Here is a 17609-nt window from a genome sequence, read left to right as displayed (position 1 = left end):
GCAGTGATTGTCAGGTTTTATGCGGCCGCATGCGCGGCAGCTGGCGTGGATCAGGTGAACATTACGCTCAGCGACCTCGCCTCCCCCACCCTTGGGGCGCTCGTTCAGGAGCTGGGAGACCGCTACACGGGCACTACCGCCTCCGGGCTGACGCTGGCGCAGGTGATGCAGCAGTGCTCTTTCCTGCTCGACGGGGTGCGTTCAGAGCACGAGGCGCCTCTTACCGAAGAAACCCGCGTGGATGTGCTTCCCCCCTTCGCGGGCGGCTAAACCAGCTCCTCCACCCCGCCTCAGGCGCCACCCGCAGGTTCCTCTTAAGGGCACTCAACTATTAACTAAAGCGTTCTGTACGGCAACAGCAGGGATGCCACAATATTCACAAGCGCACACCGCGCCGGTACACTTACTGTAGCCATTGCGGCTTACCGAACCACACAATGAGGGGTTACGTATGCACACACCGGGTTTCTGCGCCATTATTGTTGCCGGAGGAAAATCTTCCCGCCTGGGAAACACCCCTAAGGCTGGCCTCTCAAACGGCACGCACACCCTCCTCGACCGGGCCCTCCTGGCGGTTTCTCAAGCCGATGCCTGCGTGGTTGTAGGCCCCGAAACCCTGCCGGTGCCCAACGATGTGCTCCTCACCCGTGAAGACCCGCCGTATTCCGGGCCAGCTGCCGCTATCCACGCCGGAGCCGAAAAGCTAGCCCAGCACTATTCAGGGATCGGCCGCCCGGCCCCCACCTGGTGCATCATCCTGGGGGTAGACACCCCCAATATCGCCCCGGCGGTAAGTTTGCTTGCCGAGCATGCGGGGGCCGCCGCCGGGCACGAAACCGGTTTCTGGGGCATCTGTGACGGCGTCTACCAGCCTCTGGTTGGGATATACCGCTATGCGCCGCTACGGCAGGTGTTTTCGGCGGGGAGCACTAATGCCTCCGTGCGCTCGTTCCTCAAACAGCTGCACCCCCAAGAGGTAGAGCTCAGCCCCGCCCACACCGCCGACGTGGACACCTGGGAGCAGGCGCGGGCGTTAGGCTTCGACTCCCCGCAGTGGAGCAGCTACTAGAACTTCCATAACCGCGCACCGCATCCGAACAACCCCGCAAGAAACTGAGGTACCCGCCCATGCCGCACCACCATCCTCCCGCCGTTGCCTGGGAGCAGGCACGTAAGAACCTGCACGCCGCCGGGCTCACGTGCACGGCGGGTACCGATGTTGAGACCCTGCCTCCCAAAGCCGCCATCGGGCGTTACACAGCCGATGATGTGTACTCACTTATGGACGTACCCCACTATGATTCCTCAGCAATGGACGGGTACGCCGTATCCGGCACCCCGCCCTGGCTGCTTGTCACCCCCGAATATCCCGACGACGAGCGCGTTAATATTCACCGCCTGACAGTGGCGATTGAGCCGGGGCAGGCCACCCCCATCCTCACCGGCGGGCTGCTGCCCCGCGGGGCGCAGGCCATTGTACGGGAAGAACACACCACACTGAACACGGTAGGAGGTATCACCACCGTGACAATGGCTTCCGGGCATATCCCCCCGGCCAATGGCGCCGATATCCGCCGCACCGGGTCCGAGCTGCCCGCAGGCAGGCTGCTGGTTGAGCGCGGCACGCTCATTACCGCCCGCCTTGCCGCATTTTTGGGGATGAACGGCTTCGACGAAATCCCCGTCTTAGCGCCCGTTACCACCCGCTGCGCGTTTACCGGGAACGAGGTTATTACTATCGGTGTGCCAGAGGCCGGGCAGGTGCGGGATGCTTTCGGCGGCTTCCTAGAGGCAACTCTCGCAACTCAGGGGTGCGCCGCGCTGCCTTCGGCCCGTCTGGCCGATACGGGGCATGATTTCACCACTTTTTTGAACACATCCCACGCGCAGGTGCTGATTTTTACGGGCGGTTCCAGCACCTCCGGGGTGGATATGGTGCGTAAAACCCTCGCCGAGGCTCAGGCAACTTACCTGTTCGAGTCAGTGCAGGTGCGCCCCGGGCACCCGGCGCTCGCCGCCCGCTTAGCTGACGGGCGTATTGTGCTGGGGTTGCCGGGTAACCCGCTGGCAGCGTACACGGCCTTGTACTCGTACCTGCCGCCACTGCTGGCGGGTATGCGGGGGCTGCCGCTGCCGCCTCTTGATACCGCTGAAATTGCCCAGGACATTCCCGCGCTCACCGCCAGCTCCCAGCAGCGGCTCATTCCGGCCCTAGTGCGTGAATGCCGGGCGCATCCGCTTCCCAGGCGTGCATCCTATATGCTTTCTGGGCTGTCGAAGGCCACCCACCTGCTGGTAGCGGATGCCAGCGGGCATACGGCGGGTGATCGTGTGCCGCTGCTGCCGGTGTTTTAGGGAGGGCCGCTACATCCCCTTCTTTTCCGCCGCAGCACACTGTGCTTTTATGGGCGCAGAATAAGCCGAACACCCGGTGTTCTCTCGGAGGATCAAGTGTACAATAACCTTTACGGTTAAGATTGCATACGTATACTGCAAAGGAGACTTACCCGTGTCAAAGCCTAAACTCGGCGATGTGGCCGCACGCGCAGGGGTTTCTCCCACCACAGTGTCGCGAGTCCTGAACAATAGAGGCTACCTGAGCCAGAGAACTCGTGAAAAAGTATACGATGCAATGCGGGAGCTGGGGTACCGCCCTAACGCTATTGCCCGCAGCCTTAAAGGTCAGCGTTCCCGTATAGTCGGGCTGGTTTTCCCAACTGTTGCTAATCCGTTTTATGCGGAGATGGTGTACCGGATTGAGTCATTTTTAGCGGACGCCGGGTACCGGGTGATTCTATGTAATAGTAACGACCACCCAGACCTGGAGGAACAGTATTTTGAGATGCTGCTATCGAACCAGGTGGATGGAATTATTACCGGTGCGCATTCGCAGGTGGTGGCGAACCTGCCGCATGTGCAGGCGCCGCTGGTGACAGTAGACCGCCCAGGTACGCAGAAGTACCCCAATATTCGTGCGGATAACTATGCGGGTGCACGCATGGCGGTTGAGTATCTGGTCGCCACCGGGGCAAGAAACATTCTGCATATCACCTCAACCGTGAGCGAGCAGAACCTTCGCCTGGCGGGCTACCGGGACGCGGTAACTGCCGAAGGAATGACCCCTCAGGTGCTTGAATTGGGATTCCGCACTCCCCTGCCCCGCAAACGTGAACTTATCGAACGTTATCTTAAGGAGAGCACCGCAGGCGAGCGTGTTGACGCTGTCTTCGCCTCAAACGATACGTATGCGGCGATGACGCTGAACTGGGCGCGAACCCGTAACCTGTGTGTCCCCCAGGATTTTCAGGTGGTGGGGTTTGACGGCACCGAGACGGTACGCGCACTTATCCCGGAGCTTGCAACTGTGGTGCAGCCGATTGAGCAGATCGCCGCGCGTGCAGTGCAGCGGCTGCTTCAGACGATCGAATCGGGCAGACAGGGCCGCCCCGACGATACACCATCGCCTCATAAAAGCGATAAGAAGCAACAGGGTTCCACGGCTGATGTTTTCCCGGTGCACCTGCACGAAGGCGGTACCCTCAGGGCCATTACCGCCTCCTCTTAGCGGAACACCAGACCTCGCTACTTCCTCGCTATGCCGCCGATAAGAGGCCGTTTGCGGCGGCTAAATGCGGGTCGTACTGCACCCCGTCAATGGTGGCGGGGTAGAGCATCCCAGCTGCCGGGCTGGTTCCCTTATAGGTGCCGATGGGCACGAAACCGTGGCGGGTGTAGAGTGTGGCGCTGCGCGGGGTGGATGCCTCAAGATATGCGGCGGTTCCATTAAACCGGGTGATGCCGTGTTCTAGCAGTGCCGAGCCAACCCCACGCCCTTGGGCGGTGGCGCGCACACCGATAGTGTGCAGGTACCAGTGGTCGAAGGCAGGACGGTGTTTGCGAATGTAGATGTCGGTGGCGATCACGTGCCGCAGGGCACGGGCCCCGAGTATTTTGAGGTACTTCGGCCCGTCACGCAGCTCCAGTTTCAGGGTTCCTTGCTGGCCTTCGGGAGGCATCCACTGGGCGGTTCCGAGGATTGCGCCGTCGCTATCGACCGCAACATCAATGAATCCGCGTGGGATGTAGAGGCTTTTGAGCTGAAGCTCGAAGAGCCCGCGGATCTTCTCGGGCTGGGGTTCCTCTCCTAAAAGTACGCGCATAAACGGGTCTGGGATGAACGCTTCAACGAGCACATCGAGGAGTTCCGGGAGTTCTTCGGGGCGGGCTTCACGAATCGTGTACGGTTCGGGTGGCATGGTATATCCCCCTGTGTGTTGGTGATTACATCTCTTTTCGATGCTAACGAAGCCCTTCACACGGTCAAAGTGCAAATATGATATACGCCACTTATCCTTGACTTTACGGTTTGCAGCAAAGCGGCGGCCTATCCCGTGTTATACGGGGCAGGCCGCCGTTTCATCCGCCTCGTACAGGCAGGATATTCCGGAAAATATTAAGCCTGGGTGGTCGTCGCCTTCGTTTTGAGAGTGACATCCGCGAGGGTGTCTTTCCCGGCGGTCACGGTTGTACCAGCACCGGCAGCATCCGCCATGAGAGCCACAGTTTTTTGGCATTGGTAGCTCTTGCCTTACCGCCACACCTGGCAGGAGCGCTGGTAAGGGAGCGGGCCGCAAGTGAAACTACAGCACTGCGTAGCTCAGTTTCAGCACCTCGCCGTTACCGCCCATACGCACACGACGTTTGCTGCCCGAGAAGTAGGTGCGGGCCGAGAATACCTGCTCGTATGAGCCAGCCCCGTCCTGCCCGTTCACAGCACCGCCCACGAACAGTTCGGTGGATGATGCATCCACCAGCAGCTCAAACTCGCGCTCAGTGTTCGGGGTAAGGGCACGGCGGCGTAAAGTGCCGCCCTCAGTGTATCGGGTGCCTGAACGGTCCAGCTGCGCAAAATCCTCCGCGATCGTGATGCGCAACGCCGTACCGTGGGCATCTTTCACCCGGATTTTTACCGGACCATCCGAAACATCAACGGTGCCGTGAAGCCGCCAGGTACCCGCGTCTTTGAGCACCGGAACTTTACCTTTCACCACGTCAACAACCGTCGGCTCAAGCGGCAGCACCCGGTCAAGATGCGGCACTGGGGTTTGGTAGATTTTTCCTTCCCGCAGGTGCAGCTCACGCGGGTAGGTGAACATGTGCACCCAACGGTGCGCCCACGAAGGGTGGTCGTCCTGCTCGGCGTTACCCAACCAGCCGATCATCACAGTCTGCGGGTGCGGGGCATCATCATGTGCACTGGTGCCGGTACCGTGCACGGTCTGCGGGGCGTAGAACTCGAACCCGGCATCCAGCTCCGTGAACGGGGTGTGCACCTCAAACCGCAGGGTCTGCGGGTCAAGCTCGCCCACAATGTACCCTGACTGGTAGATATTCTGGTACTTCTCCCCCTCGGGGCTCAGCCCCTGGGGGCTGAAAATCAGCACGTCCCGCAGGGCGCCCGTCGCCTCATCCCGCAGCTGCAGCAGAGACGGGCATTCGTACATGTAGCACCCCTCAACGGTGGGGTCGGTGAAGTCAAGTTCGCCTTTAAAATCCCAGCTGCGGCGGTCTGCCGAAGTGTACACGACTACGGCACCGGTGCGGTGCTTCTTCTTTTTGCCGTCTTTCTGGGCACCAATGACCATCCACCATTGGCCGTCCCGCTCAAATACGTGCGGGTCGCGGTAGTGCGCCGTATAGCCCTCATGCGGGCCCTCAAGCAGCGGAGGCAGCTGCCGGGTGGGGTGTGCGTCTTCCCCCGCGGTGGCCAGTATCTGGTAGGTTTCGCGGTTATTGCGGGAGTCTTTCACGTTGCCGGTGTAAAAGAACTCAAAACCGCCGGGCACTCGGATGCCGGAGCCCGAGTAGCAGCCGTGCGAATCGTAGCGCGTGTTTGGTACTAGGGCGGTGCCTGCGTCCTCCCAGTGAGTAAGGTTGTCGCTTATGGCGTGCCGCCAGTAGACAATGCGCTCTGGGTGCAGCGGCGAGTACTGGTAGAAAGCGTGGTAGTGCCGCCCGTCGTATACCAGCCCGTTCGGGTCGTTCAGGCGCCCTACTGGAGGGGCAAGATGCAGTTTCGGGTAGTCCCGGTCGCTGCGCACGGATTCCCCGAAGGCGGCCACGGTCTGATGGTCTTCGGCCGCTAAATCCCGCTGCAGGTACGGGGCGAGGGGTGCCAGCGTAACCGGCTTGGCGGCGGTTTGAGAGGGTGCGGTGTTCTCCGGCAGAGGTTCGAGCGTGATCTTCCCGAAAGAGGACCACGGGGTGGTGGGGCTCTCATCGACCGGCTGCACGTCGTCTGTGTCTAGTATGGGTCTATTCTGTTTAGTCATGCTCATTCTGTGGGTTCATGCTTACAGTGGCGTGAGATATTCATGCGCCCTCGCGGGGGCTTTCTCGGGTGCCTGGCGGCTGCTTTGGATACTGCTGCCGGGTTTTACCGGGCGTTTCTCATCATACAGGATGCACCTTCTTCGTATCTTCGGATCTTAACACCAGCCCCTGCTGTTGAGGTGCCAAAAAGCTGGTTCCCCGCGGGGTGCCTTCCAGCAGGGGTTAGAGACGAAAAACCACCCGCCGGGCGGGCTCCGTCAGGGAGCTCATCCGGCGGGTGGGGTAAGAATCGAGAAGAAGTCGATTACTTGAGGGTAACGGTTGCGCCTGCGCCCTCAAGCTGCTCCTTAGCCTTCTCAGCGTCTTCCTTGGAAGCGCCTTCGAGGATCGGCTTGGGTGCGCCGTCAACGAGGTCCTTTGCTTCCTTCAGGCCGAGGGAGGTCAGGGCACGAACTTCCTTAATCACGGCGATCTTCTTGTCGCCAGCGGATTCGAGGATCACGTCGAATTCGGACTTCTCTTCAGCAGCGTCGCCGCCGCCAGCGCCGCCTGCTACAACTGCAACGGGAGCTGCAGCGGTAACGTCGAACTCTTCCTCGAATGCCTTAACGAACTCGGAAACCTCTACGAGGGAGAGCTCTTTGAAAGCTGCAATGAGTTCTTCGATGGACAGCTTAGCCATGTGTGGCTCCTTCACTATCAGGTGCGGGATGTACCCGCGTTTTAGATTTGAGTGCCGCACCCGGCGGGTGGGCTAAAGTTTTGGGTGCGTTTTCACGCGGTGGGTGCGGTGCGGCTTATGCCTCGTCCGCTGCCTCCTCGGCGGCGGGTGCGCCGCCTTCCTGCTCTTCCAGCTTCACGCGCAGGGCGTCCACAGCCTGAGCAACGCGGGCAATAGCTGCCTTCGCGCCACCAGCAACCTTGGACAGCAGAACCTCGCGGGATTCGAGGTCAGCGTAGCGCTTCACATCAGCTTCGGTCAGTGCGGCACCTTCGTAGAAGCCGCTCTTGACGATGAGCTGGGGGTTTGCCTTGGCAAAGTCACGCAGGCCCTTGGCAGCATCGATCAGGTCGCCCTTGATGAATGCCAGCGCGCTGGGGCCGTGAAGCTGGCCGTCGAACGCGTCGATGCCAACTTCTTTCGCCGCAATAGCAGCGAGCGTGTTCTTCACCACGGCGTATTCGGTCTCTGCACCGAGTGCACGACGCAGCTCCTTGAGCTGAGTCACAGTAAGACCGCGGTATTCGGTCAGGATCACTGCGTTCGAAGCTTCGAAGAGTTCTTTCAGCTCGGATACTGCAGCGATCTTTTCCTGAGTCGCCATGGTAGTTCCTTCTTCCGATTCTTGTAAGGTCGCCGGTAGAGCACAATCGTGAGCACTAAAAAATGCCCCGATGCGCAGGGGCTTCGAGGCATATAGAAAAGTCCCTTTTAGAGTTGAGGGAGGTTTTCTATTCACTTCTTCATCACCTGCGCGGGCGGCGAATCCCTAGAGTGGGAATCTGCTCTTATCAGTGCTGATAACACTGGCAGCTTACGGCTATTCACCGAAAAATGCACAGCAAAACACTAGACCGGCGGTCTTTGGTCTAATCATCATGACAGGTTAAACCGGCAAAAGCAAGTTTCCCCTCGCCGGACACCAACTCTGCGGTGTAGAACCTCATCTTACAGATAGTGCCGCGTGCCGTCGGCAAAGATAAAACAGTGGTGTGGGGGAACCTGCACCTGTGCCCGTTCCCCCGATGTCAGGACGGGTAGGGCAAGCGCATCCGGCTCAAAAAATTCGAGGGGCTGCCCACCGGGAACCTGCAGAGGAACTCGCGCCGAACCGTCATGCGACGCGGCATATACAGTCACCTCTGCCTGTGTTACAGCACGGTAGAGTGTGCCACCCACCTGCGGGAGTACACTCCGAACCTGCACCGGTATCGTATTCTCCGAGGGGGTCTCAGCAATGTTCTCTATGCGCCGCAGCGAGGTTGCACGCACATAGAGCGAAGCCCCAGCAGGAAGATGCTGCCCCTCCGTGAGAGTCAGTTCGTTCAGGGCTGGCGATGCTGTCAGCCGCGCCGCCTGCAGCGTATGCGGATTTGCCAGCAGATGCTCGGGGGTATCGACCTGCACCAGGTACCCGGCGTCCATGACCGCCACGCGCTGCCCAAGCTGCAGTGCCTCATTCTGATCATGTGTCACGTACAGCCCCGTGAACTTGTATTCGGCGTGCAGACGCGCAATATCCGCCCGAATACTTGCGCTCAGTTCCTCATCAACACTCGCCAGCGGCTCATCGAAAAGAACCACAGGTGCTTTGCGGATGAGGGCGCGCGCAATACCCACACGCTGCGCCTGCCCGCCTGAGAGTTCCTGGGGTTTGCGGTGCTGAAGCTCGCCAATCTGGAGCGCATCCATAAGATCCGTATAGTAATTTTTATCGACCTTTTGGCGGTAGCCGCGCAGCGTAGTTGGAAAAAGAATATTCTTGCGAACCGACAGGTGCGGGTACAGAATCGGGTGCTGAAAAACGAACCCTACCTGCCCGGCGCTCAGCGGCTGACCCGCATAGGTAATGCGTCCGGCATTGGCTTCCTCAAGCCCGGCAATAATGCGCAAAAGCGTAGATTTACCGGTTCCGGATGCGCCCACCAGTGACACCATTTCGCCCGGTTCCACCTCAAGGTCGATCTCACGCAGAACGTGAGTATCCGTCCCAAAACTCTTCGCGACACCACGAATCTGAAGCCCGCCGTGAGTCGTCGTTGAGGAAGGCTGAGGTGTTGAACCTTGAGTTGTCATGTTTCTATTATGACCTCCGGCGTTCTACCCGAAAAGCAGCGCCACAGCCCGCACGTTCCTGAGGCTCTGTGTTCGATGAAGCTACCGTACTAAAAGCTTGCCGCGTATCGCCAGCACCAGCATCCCGAGCCAAAGCACCGCGATCAGTGCGGTGCCAAGAATCCACAGCGCCCAGCCAAGCTGCACGAGCTGAGAAACCGCGACCAGGTGCATTCCGGTGCCCGCCATAGCGCCCAGCCCGAAGGAGAATCCCCACAGGCTCATAGTGTACCCCGCTTTGAGAATCCACGGCACTAAGCGAAGCAGGAACAGCAGCTGAAGCACCCCGTAACCCGTGAGCGCCAGGAAAACCCAGTCCACGTGCCCGCCATTAGCTGCCAGATAGGCATTACCGCCCACAAACGGAGGGGCAAGCTGAACCCCTATAATGCCGCGTACCGCAGGATCCAATGCAGGTTCGGTGCGCAGGCGGCCCAGGATTGCAGCCTCCACGCTAAACCACGAGAGAAGACCCATGCCGAAGAACAGCATCGCCCAGTCGCGGTGCCCCAGCGCCCCTAACCCGGATGCGGAGGCAAAGTTCGCGGCCACCGTGGGCAGGTAGATGACCGGAGTTGTCGCCGCCACCGTATGCGTTCCACGCCAGAGTCCGGCGGTGCGGTACATCGAAAATGCCAGCTGTCCCAGCACACCGATAAGAATCAATGCATACCCGAGCGGTGCCGCATAGGGGTGTGCGGATATCCCGATTTCGATGGTGGTGACCGGAACCAGCGCCAGAAAGCAGCACATCACGAGGTCGCGAAGTTCGCTCTGGAGCGCATCGCGACGGGTTATGAGTTTGACGGCAAATGCCGTGATCAGCGCCAGCCAGGTTGCTGAGGCGAGCGCCAGTATACTCTCCCCCACCCAGGACGGTACCAGGTGTGCGGTGGCACCGTACCGCCACGACAGCCCCAGCGCGCTCGTTCCCAGCGCCACCGAAAAGTAGCTCGTTGGAATAGGGAACGGTTTTGTGGTGGTGGGCGTGCCCAAAGGTACGGGTTGTGCGGCGGCGGTACTCATGTAATCCTCCCGAAGTATATGCACAGTATACGGCGGCGCTCTCACCTGAGGTATCGCCTCGTATGGGTCTGGCTTGTGTAGCTGCCGGGGTATATAAGCAGAAGTTTTCCCGCTTTATTCCCGCGCAGGTGCTCAGGCGGCTCTGGGGTGCGGCTTTGCGACGCATCATAACCCCACCACAAGCAGCAAAGAGCCCGCCACCCCACCGGGATAACGGACTCTTTGTATGAAAGCTGGTAACGCTACAGCGTCTTATGCAGCGACCTCTGCCGGATCCACCGGAATGCCGGGGCCGAAGGTGGTCGCAATGGTAGCCTTCGAAATGTAGCGGCCCTTAGCCGAAGAGGGCTTCAAACGGTTAACCTCTTCCAGGGCTGCCGCGAAGTTCTCCGCCAGCTGCTCAGCAGAGAAGGATGCCTTGCCGATAATGAAGTGCAGGTTCGAGTTGCGGTCAACACGGAAGTCGATCTTGCCGCCCTTAATGTCGGCAACAGCCTTTGCAACGTCCATGGTCACGGTGCCAGTCTTGGGGTTCGGCATGAGGTTACGGGGACCCAGAACCTTACCCAGGCGACCAACTTTACCCATCATATCGGGGGTTGCAACTGCTGCGTCGAAGTCGGTCCAGCCGCCCGCGATCTTAGCGATCAGCTCGTCCGAACCGACATAGTCGGCGCCCGCTGCCTCAGCTGCGGCAGCCTTATCGCCTGCGGCGATAACAACCACGCGGGCGGTCTTACCGGTGCCGTGCGGCAGGTTCACGGTGCCGCGAACCATCTGGTCGGCCTTACGGGGGTCAACCGAGAGGCGCAGAGCCACCTCAACGGTTGCATCAGTTTTAGCGGAGGAAGTCTCCTTCGCCAGGGCTACTGCCTCGGCGGGGGTGTAGAGTTTACCCTCTTCAATCTTGGCTACAGCCGCCTTGTACGCCTTGCTGCGCTTTGCCATCTGCTTATCTCCTTATGCAGTTGTGGTCTCGTGAGCCGCGCTCGACTCTGCCACATCCCACGCTCAAACGTGGGCATTTACAAGTTAAAACGCGAAAACCGCGGTTGCCGAAAAACGGCTTAGACTACTCGACGGTGATACCCATGGAGCGAGCGGTGCCGGCAACGATCTTGGTTGCGGCATCCAGGTCGTTCGCGTTCAGGTCGGGCATCTTGGTCTCAGCGATCTCACGTGCCTGAGCCTCGGTGATCGAACCAACCTTCACGGTGTGCGGGGTTGCTGAGCCCTTCGCAACACCGGCGGCTTTCTTGATCATTTCAGCGGCCGGAGGGGTCTTCGTGATGAAGGTGAAGGAACGGTCCTCGTATACGGTAATTTCAACGGGGATCACGTTACCGCGCTGCGATTCGGTAGCAGCGTTGTATGCCTTGCAGAACTCCATGATGTTCACGCCGTGCGAGCCCAGTGCCGGGCCGACGGGCGGAGCCGGGTTAGCGGCGCCTGCCTGGATCTGCAGCTTAATAAGGCCGGTGACCTTCTTCTTGGGAGCCAATGTTAGGTCCTTTTCTTAGCTGGGAAACTGACGCACAGGAGCGTACGCCAGCAGACGGTGACCGTGGCGCGGCCACCTGTGCGGGCGCATGAAAGCGTGAACATGCGCATACACAAGCGAACATTCTACCGTTAATCGCATTTTTAATCCACTGGATTCCTGCGTGAACACGGCTGACAAAACGGGGAGGGATGGGTAGTGAGTTATCTCCCCATCACACTGTGCGGCCCCCGCACCACGGTTACCGCCTGGCGGGTGTTGGTAGTTCTAGACAGCCTGCTTTTTCTTTTGCTTCAGCTCTTGCAGTTTAGCCAGGCGGTCTGCCCGCTCCTGTGCGGTGAGAGCAGCCGGGGCGTTATTCATCCCGGCCTTGATGGTGTTCACCCGATGAATCAGTTCGGGAAGGTGAGGATAATACTCACCGGGGCATGAGGTGCTAATAATATCCCGGTGCCCAATCAGGTACAGCGAATGCCCCAGCCGCACCTCAATATCTGCAATGAGCTGCGCCAGCGTGTCCAGATCCTCGGAGCGGCAATCGGGTCGGTTCTCCAGCCCGATTGACACCTCATTCACCTCCCACTGTCCCGCGTGAAGAGCTACATCCTGATCATCGGCGATCTGAGCGACACGACCGGCTTCTACCACATAGTTCGCGGATACCTTACGGTCGTTATTGCACAGGAAGTTAACGGTTTCATCAAAAGACTTTCCCTTATCGTCACCCCACCAGTGAACGACGCCATACAGAACATCGCTCAGCTTACGGTAGTTGATGTGACGGTTTTTAGTCTTAGATGTCGTGATCAGCTCGTAGCTCATGAGGTGCCTTCTCTCTCGTGCATCGGTGAAGCGGCAGGTTCCCGCTGGTACAGTATCTACCCTGCCATCCTAATTCTGCGGGCGCAAGAGGTTAAGCACCCTCAGCATAAGCACCGCCGTCTCAGATCCAACCGTACCGCCCGCATAAAAAACCTCTTGGGGCGGTGCAAGAAAACGGGTTCTTGCACCGCCCCAAGAGGCTGATACGTTCAGAATCAGAAAAGAGTTTACATCTTCTCGATCTGGCTGAATTTCAAGGTCACCGGGGTGTCACGTTCGAACACCGAGATGAGGGTGACGACTTCCTGCGCCTCGGGCTTAATCTCGGAGATCGTGGCGTCCATACCCTCAAACGGGCCGGACTTCACGCGAACATTATCGCCCACCGAGTAGTCGGATTCGACCACAGGCTGAGGAGTGGGCAGGCCCTTGCTCTGCTGCTCTTCTTCAAAGACCGGCAGGAGCATATCGAACACCTCATCCATACGCAGTGGCATGGGGTTGTATGCGTCCTGACCAACGAACCCGGTCACACCGGGGGTGTGGCGTACTACGCCCCACGAGTGGTCGGTCAAATCCATGCGCACCAGCACATAACCGGGCACACGTACGCGGCGGATGGTCTTTTTCACCGTGTTCTTGTACTCAACAACGGTCTCCATGGGAACCTGAACCTCGAACACCTCATCCTCGGCCTCCAGGTTCTGGATGCGGGTCTCAATCCCGGCCTTCACCTTATTCTCGTACCCCGAGTAGGTGTGCACCACGTACCAGTCACCGATCTGGCGGCGCAGCTTCGCTTTGAACTCCTCCAGCGGGTCGGTAGCGGCAGCAGCCTCTGCGGAGCCCTGAGACTCCTCCGTTTCAGGCTCCTGCTCAGCGGTGTCCGCAGCGGGCTGCTCATCAGCTGCGATGCTGCCGGTTTCCTCTACTTCGTCTTCAAAAGTTTCGGTCTCAGCGGGTTCCACCTCGACCTCTTCAATCTCGGATACCATATCCTTCTCGGGCACGTCGCTCCTACTTTCTCAGTTCGTTACCTGTGCCCGGCGCCAGGTGGCGGGGCGAATTGATGCGGGTGCGGGCTTAGCTTCCGCCCGTCTGAATGGTTCCGTTACCGAAGACCCAGAAGGCGCCCTGACCGAACACCCAATCCAGACCCGAAATTAACAGAAGCATAAAAACAACAAAGAAAAGCACGCCGAAGAAGTAGCCAATCAGCTCTTTACGGGTGGGGGTGGTGACCTTCTTAAGCTCCGTAATCACCTCACGGATGTACTGGAATAGGCTTCGCCGTGTCTTATCCTCAGCGGACTCAGAAACCGTCTCGGCGGTAGCAGATTTAGCCATCTCCTCGCCCCTTTCTACTGTCTAACATGGCGCCCTATAACCGGTACGCACAGAACATTTCATTGAGGCACTAGCAGGGCGGACAGGACTCGAACCTGCAACCTGCGGTTTTGGAGACCGCTGCTCTACCAATTGAGCCACCGCCCTTCGAAGCTTCCACTCCGTCGGTGTGGGGTGTTGCTCCCCACGTGTTTACACCCTCGAATGCCTCACAGCCGGCGGCTATACAAGGGAACAAACTAATGCACCCTAGTATCGGGTGCAGAAACAACTCTAGACCATACAAAGCCCGCTTGGCAACTTGAACCGCAAATATTTTCCGCGAATCCGCCGCCTCCGCACTGAAGCGTTTCTCCGCCCAACATGCAGCACAGTTAGCTCACGCACACTCTGAGCACACCCAAGACGCAGGCTAAGATGCACTTCCACCGACCGGCGGTAAACCCCTATCATAGTAGGAAGGTGCCCAGCACGCAGCCCCACGCACGCGCACCTTCGGGCCGCTAAGGGTGGACTACACCGGGCTTATCACCGAATTTTGCACCGGAGTATTGGTGCAGAACACTATGAAAGCGAGAGAGAATGCCGCGTATTGCCAGCCGTATTGCCGCCATCACCCCTTCAGCAACCCTCGTCGTCGATTCCAAGGCCAAGGCACTCAAAGCCGACGGTCAGCCGGTAATCGGTTTCGGTGCGGGAGAACCTGATTTCCCCACTCCCGCGCACATTGTAGAGGCCGCCCGTCAGGCACTTAACGACCCGAAGAACTTCCGCTACTCCCCCTCCGCCGGATTGCCTGAGCTGAAACAGGCTATTGCTGAGAAGACCCTCCGTGACTCCGGTGTGCAGGTTGAGCCCTCACAGGTGCTCGTCACCAACGGGGGTAAGCAGGCGGTCTACGAGGCGTTTGCGGCTGTTATTGATACGGGCGACGACGTTCTTTTACCCGCCCCCTACTGGACCACCTACCCTGAGTGCATCCGCTTAGCGGGCGGAAACCCCATTGAGGTTTTTGCTGGAAGCGAGCAAGACTATAAGGTCACCGTTGAGCAGCTGGAGGCCGCCTACACCCCCGCCACAAAAGCCCTGCTGTTCGTCTCCCCCTCAAACCCAACCGGTTCGGTCTACACCGAGGAAGAGACGCGCGCTATCGGGCAGTGGGCGCTCGCGAAGGGGATTTTTGTGTTCACCGACGAAATCTATGAGCACCTCACCTACGACGGTGTTAATTCGGTCTCTATTCTCAAGGTAGTTCCGGAGCTCACCCCGAACTGCATCATCCTCAATGGTGTGGCAAAAACGTACGCCATGACGGGGTGGCGTGTGGGCTGGATGGTTGGCCCGCAGGATGTTATCGCGGCCGCCTCAAACCTGCAATCGCATTTGAGCTCAAACGTGAACAATATCGCCCAGCGTGCGGCGCTGGCGGCACTGACCGGCCCGCAGGATGAGGTTGCGGTCATGCATGCCGCGTTCGACCGGCGGCGTAAGGCTATTGTTGCCGGGCTCAACGCCATTGAGGGTGTGCACTGCCCCACCCCGCAGGGGGCGTTCTACGCCTACCCGGATGTGCGCGGGCTACTCGGTAAGGAATTTGACGGGGTGCGTCCGCAGACTTCCGCCGAGCTGGCCGACCTCATCTTAGAGAAGGCGCTTGTGGCGGTGGTGCCGGGTGAGGCGTTCGGCCCCAGCGGGTACCTGCGGCTCTCCTATGCGCTCAGCGACGAAGACCTCGCCGAGGGCGTGGAGCGCCTGCAGAAGTTTTTGGGAAGCGCGCGGTAGGAACCGCCTCAATCACACCCAGTACGTTGATTTAGGTGCCTATTACCTGAACTTTCCTGCCGGACTTCGGCATCATTTCGGTAAAAACACACCCAACCCAACACTTACCCACACAACCCAAACGCGCTAGAATAGATAGCAAGAGAACGGCCTCCCGGGCTCGTGCCACGCGTTGCTTAACGCGTCGCACAAGCTTTGCGGAGGCCATCATTATATGACCGCGCGCCTAAACCCAACACCTGCGGGCGCCAACCCAAGGAGCCATCATGAAAATCGGTCTGCTCACCTCCGGCGGCGACTGCCCCGGCCTTAACGCTGTTATCCGCGGCGCCGTGCTCAAAGGCGTTAAGCACTACGGTTACGAGTTCGTGGGGTTCCGCGACGGCTGGCGTGGCGTCGTCGATGGGGATTTCATGGACCTGCCCCGCACTAAGGTGCGCGGCCTGGCCAGCCAGGGCGGCACCATTATTGGAACCTCCCGCACCAACCCCTTCGACGGCCCCAATGGCGGCCCCGAGAAGATCGAGATCATGCTCGAACGCCACCACATTGATGCGATCGTCGCCATTGGCGGCGAAGGCACCCTGGCCGGGGCCAAGCGCCTGGCTGATGCGGGTCTGCCTGTTATCGGTGTGCCGAAAACTATTGATAATGACCTGCGCGCCACCGATTACACGTTCGGGTTCGACACGGCTGTTTCCATTGCAACTGAGGCAATGGACCGTATTCGCACCACCGGCGAGTCACACCATCGGTGCATGGTGGCCGAGGTGATGGGCCGTCACGTGGGGTGGATCGCATTGAACTCCGGCATGGCCTCCGGTGCACACGCGATTCTCATTCCCGAGGTGAAGGTCTCAATGGACGAGGTCTGCCAATGGGTAAAAGAGGTGCATGACCGTGGCCGCTCCCCCCTGGTGGTGGTTGCGGAAGGGTTCATCCCCGAAGGCTCTGACGAGGTCATGGCGAATAAGGGCACCGAAAAAGACGGGCGGCCCCGCCTGGGTGGTATCGGTGAATACATTACCCACGAGATTGAAACCCGCACCGGTATTGAAACCCGCAACACCATCCTGGGGCATATTCAGCGCGGTGGCGCACCAACCGGTTTTGACCGGGTGCTGGCAACCCGCCTGGGTATGGGTGCGGTGGATATGGTGAGCCAGAAGCTCTGGGGCAAGATGGTGTCGCTGCAGGCCACCAATATTGTGTACGTTCCGCTTGAAGAGGCACTTGACGGGCTGAAAACGGTACCGCAGGAGCGCTGGGACGAGGCGGCCGTACTGTTCGGCCGCTAGCCGGCCGCTAGACGCTGGCCCCTAACGAGTGGGTTAGGGCCATCGAACACACAGATATATTGAACGCAGAGGGGGCGCCCGGTGATTTTTTGCCGGGCGCCCCTGCTGCGCTAGTGAGCTGGTAGACACGGTACCTGAGTTTTTGCTGTGAGTTGTGTTTGCGCCGCCCAAACCGGTACCTGCCGGGGCTTTCGGGAGTATCCTGAAGCTGTGGCAGTTGCGCCACAGTTGAGCATTGGAGTTCATCATGTTTGTATCTTCTAGCAATGGCGTTCAGAAGAACCTATATCAAGGGGCTTGTGCCCTCACCATGGCGGGGCTGCTTGCCTTTTCTGCCGGGGCCGCACCAGCCTATTCAGCTGATGTTGCGTCCGGGGCGTCCCAAACGAACCTAACGCGTGTAGGTGGCCAACCTACTAGCTCTGCAGAGAATTTTGTGTGGGGGTTCTCCTCGCAGTTCCACCAGCTGGTGACTAAGGCGGGGGACGGCTCGGTTCATATTAACCGTGGCGATCAGGTGTCCCGCAATGAATTTTATTTTGTCTCGTCCTCAGTCACGGTAACCAATGGGCGCAGGGTAGACATGAAAACCTCGGGGGATATTGTTTACGCCAAGGACTGCGCCGGGGCCCAACAGTGCGGCACCTACCTGCGGATCGTGAAC

Annotated in this window: 17 protein-coding genes and 1 tRNA gene; 6 read left to right on the top strand and 12 right to left on the bottom strand. The window is 59.3% G+C overall.

Annotated features, from left to right (window positions below):
* The first annotated feature begins 3 nt into the window (after positions 1 to 3).
* From D8M23_RS11030 to D8M23_RS11015, 4 genes are all read left to right on the top strand, one after another.
* A complete protein-coding gene (locus tag D8M23_RS11030) occupies positions 4 to 270 on the top strand; it encodes a MoaD/ThiS family protein (RefSeq protein ID WP_006887797.1) in 267 nt (88 codons plus the stop codon).
* A 181-nt stretch (positions 271 to 451) separates the two neighbouring features.
* On the top strand, positions 452 to 1069 hold the full coding sequence (mobA, locus tag D8M23_RS11025; protein ID WP_126854796.1) for a molybdenum cofactor guanylyltransferase: 618 nt from the start codon (positions 452 to 454) through the stop codon (positions 1067 to 1069).
* A gap of 59 nt (positions 1070 to 1128) precedes the next feature.
* Complete coding sequence (locus tag D8M23_RS11020; protein ID WP_126854795.1) at positions 1129 to 2355, top strand: molybdopterin molybdotransferase MoeA; 1227 nt, start codon at positions 1129 to 1131, stop codon at positions 2353 to 2355.
* 154 nt (positions 2356 to 2509) lie between these two features.
* Complete coding sequence (locus D8M23_RS11015; RefSeq protein WP_126854794.1) at positions 2510 to 3565, top strand: LacI family DNA-binding transcriptional regulator; 1056 nt, start codon at positions 2510 to 2512, stop codon at positions 3563 to 3565.
* 28 nt (positions 3566 to 3593) lie between these two features.
* Here D8M23_RS11015 and D8M23_RS11010 read toward each other — a convergent pair whose 3' ends face one another.
* From D8M23_RS11010 to D8M23_RS10955, 12 genes are all read right to left on the bottom strand, one after another.
* Entirely contained in the window at positions 3594 to 4256 is a 663-nt protein-coding gene (locus tag D8M23_RS11010; protein ID WP_126854793.1) for a GNAT family N-acetyltransferase, read from the bottom strand.
* 384 nt (positions 4257 to 4640) lie between these two features.
* Positions 4641 to 6332 carry a glycoside hydrolase family 32 protein gene (locus D8M23_RS11005; RefSeq protein WP_238693858.1) on the bottom strand — a complete coding sequence of 564 codons (1692 nt, stop codon included), beginning with the start codon at positions 6330 to 6332 and terminating at the stop codon, positions 4641 to 4643.
* A gap of 305 nt (positions 6333 to 6637) precedes the next feature.
* On the bottom strand, positions 6638 to 7015 hold the full coding sequence (gene rplL / locus D8M23_RS11000) for a 50S ribosomal protein L7/L12 (protein ID WP_004005325.1): 378 nt from the start codon (positions 7013 to 7015) through the stop codon (positions 6638 to 6640).
* A 115-nt stretch (positions 7016 to 7130) separates the two neighbouring features.
* Positions 7131 to 7658: a 50S ribosomal protein L10 gene (gene rplJ / locus D8M23_RS10995; RefSeq protein WP_006887692.1), complete on the bottom strand. Its 528-nt coding sequence runs from the start codon at positions 7656 to 7658 to the stop codon at positions 7131 to 7133.
* A 344-nt stretch (positions 7659 to 8002) separates the two neighbouring features.
* A complete protein-coding gene (locus D8M23_RS10990; protein WP_126854792.1) occupies positions 8003 to 9130 on the bottom strand; it encodes an ABC transporter ATP-binding protein in 1128 nt (375 codons plus the stop codon).
* Between the two features lie 81 nt (positions 9131 to 9211).
* Complete coding sequence (tehA, locus tag D8M23_RS10985) at positions 9212 to 10195, bottom strand: dicarboxylate transporter/tellurite-resistance protein TehA (RefSeq protein WP_126854791.1); 984 nt, start codon at positions 10193 to 10195, stop codon at positions 9212 to 9214.
* 252 nt (positions 10196 to 10447) lie between these two features.
* Positions 10448 to 11143, bottom strand: coding sequence for a 50S ribosomal protein L1 (gene rplA / locus D8M23_RS10980; RefSeq protein ID WP_126500425.1), 696 nt, complete (start codon positions 11141 to 11143; stop codon positions 10448 to 10450).
* Between the two features lie 124 nt (positions 11144 to 11267).
* A complete protein-coding gene (gene rplK, locus D8M23_RS10975; RefSeq protein WP_006887755.1) occupies positions 11268 to 11696 on the bottom strand; it encodes a 50S ribosomal protein L11 in 429 nt (142 codons plus the stop codon).
* A gap of 267 nt (positions 11697 to 11963) precedes the next feature.
* Positions 11964 to 12518: a peptidoglycan recognition protein family protein gene (locus D8M23_RS10970; RefSeq protein ID WP_126854790.1), complete on the bottom strand. Its 555-nt coding sequence runs from the start codon at positions 12516 to 12518 to the stop codon at positions 11964 to 11966.
* Between the two features lie 227 nt (positions 12519 to 12745).
* On the bottom strand, positions 12746 to 13528 hold the full coding sequence (gene nusG, locus D8M23_RS10965) for a transcription termination/antitermination protein NusG (RefSeq protein WP_126854789.1): 783 nt from the start codon (positions 13526 to 13528) through the stop codon (positions 12746 to 12748).
* 73 nt (positions 13529 to 13601) lie between these two features.
* On the bottom strand, positions 13602 to 13865 hold the full coding sequence (secE, locus tag D8M23_RS10960) for a preprotein translocase subunit SecE (RefSeq protein WP_006887732.1): 264 nt from the start codon (positions 13863 to 13865) through the stop codon (positions 13602 to 13604).
* A 74-nt stretch (positions 13866 to 13939) separates the two neighbouring features.
* Positions 13940 to 14012 (bottom strand) — tRNA-Trp (locus D8M23_RS10955).
* A gap of 435 nt (positions 14013 to 14447) precedes the next feature.
* Here D8M23_RS10955 and D8M23_RS10950 point away from each other — a divergent pair.
* Complete coding sequence (locus D8M23_RS10950; RefSeq protein ID WP_037234155.1) at positions 14448 to 15647, top strand: pyridoxal phosphate-dependent aminotransferase; 1200 nt, start codon at positions 14448 to 14450, stop codon at positions 15645 to 15647.
* Between the two features lie 266 nt (positions 15648 to 15913).
* Entirely contained in the window at positions 15914 to 16945 is a 1032-nt protein-coding gene (locus D8M23_RS10945) for a 6-phosphofructokinase (RefSeq protein ID WP_037234158.1), read from the top strand.
* Positions 16946 to 17609: the final 664 nt, after the last annotated feature.

The sequence above is a fragment of the Rothia sp. HSID18067 genome, assembly GCF_003989445.1.
Lineage (GTDB): Bacteria > Actinomycetota > Actinomycetes > Actinomycetales > Micrococcaceae > Rothia > Rothia aeria.
Note: the sequence above shows the minus strand (reverse complement) of the source record. Positions and strands in the feature narration are given on the sequence as shown.

Excerpts from the sequence above, each read along its gene's own strand:
- D8M23_RS11020 (WP_126854795.1), top strand. The coding sequence starts at position 1,129 with ATGCCGCACCACCATCCTCCCGCCGTTGCCTGGGAGCAGGCACGTAAG.
- D8M23_RS11005 (WP_238693858.1), bottom strand. The coding sequence starts at position 6,332 with ATGACTAAACAGAATAGACCCATACTAGACACAGACGACGTGCAGCCG.
- rplA (WP_126500425.1), bottom strand. The coding sequence starts at position 11,143 with ATGGCAAAGCGCAGCAAGGCGTACAAGGCGGCTGTAGCCAAGATTGAA.
- D8M23_RS10950 (WP_037234155.1), top strand. The coding sequence starts at position 14,448 with ATGCCGCGTATTGCCAGCCGTATTGCCGCCATCACCCCTTCAGCAACC.
- D8M23_RS10970 (WP_126854790.1), bottom strand. The coding sequence starts at position 12,518 with ATGAGCTACGAGCTGATCACGACATCTAAGACTAAAAACCGTCACATC.
- rplL (WP_004005325.1), bottom strand. The coding sequence starts at position 7,015 with ATGGCTAAGCTGTCCATCGAAGAACTCATTGCAGCTTTCAAAGAGCTC.
- rplJ (WP_006887692.1), bottom strand. The coding sequence starts at position 7,658 with ATGGCGACTCAGGAAAAGATCGCTGCAGTATCCGAGCTGAAAGAACTC.
- D8M23_RS11010 (WP_126854793.1), bottom strand. The coding sequence starts at position 4,256 with ATGCCACCCGAACCGTACACGATTCGTGAAGCCCGCCCCGAAGAACTC.
- D8M23_RS10990 (WP_126854792.1), bottom strand. The coding sequence starts at position 9,130 with ATGACAACTCAAGGTTCAACACCTCAGCCTTCCTCAACGACGACTCAC.
- mobA (WP_126854796.1), top strand. The coding sequence starts at position 452 with ATGCACACACCGGGTTTCTGCGCCATTATTGTTGCCGGAGGAAAATCT.
- D8M23_RS10945 (WP_037234158.1), top strand. The coding sequence starts at position 15,914 with ATGAAAATCGGTCTGCTCACCTCCGGCGGCGACTGCCCCGGCCTTAAC.
- secE (WP_006887732.1), bottom strand. The coding sequence starts at position 13,865 with ATGGCTAAATCTGCTACCGCCGAGACGGTTTCTGAGTCCGCTGAGGAT.
- tehA (WP_126854791.1), bottom strand. The coding sequence starts at position 10,195 with ATGAGTACCGCCGCCGCACAACCCGTACCTTTGGGCACGCCCACCACC.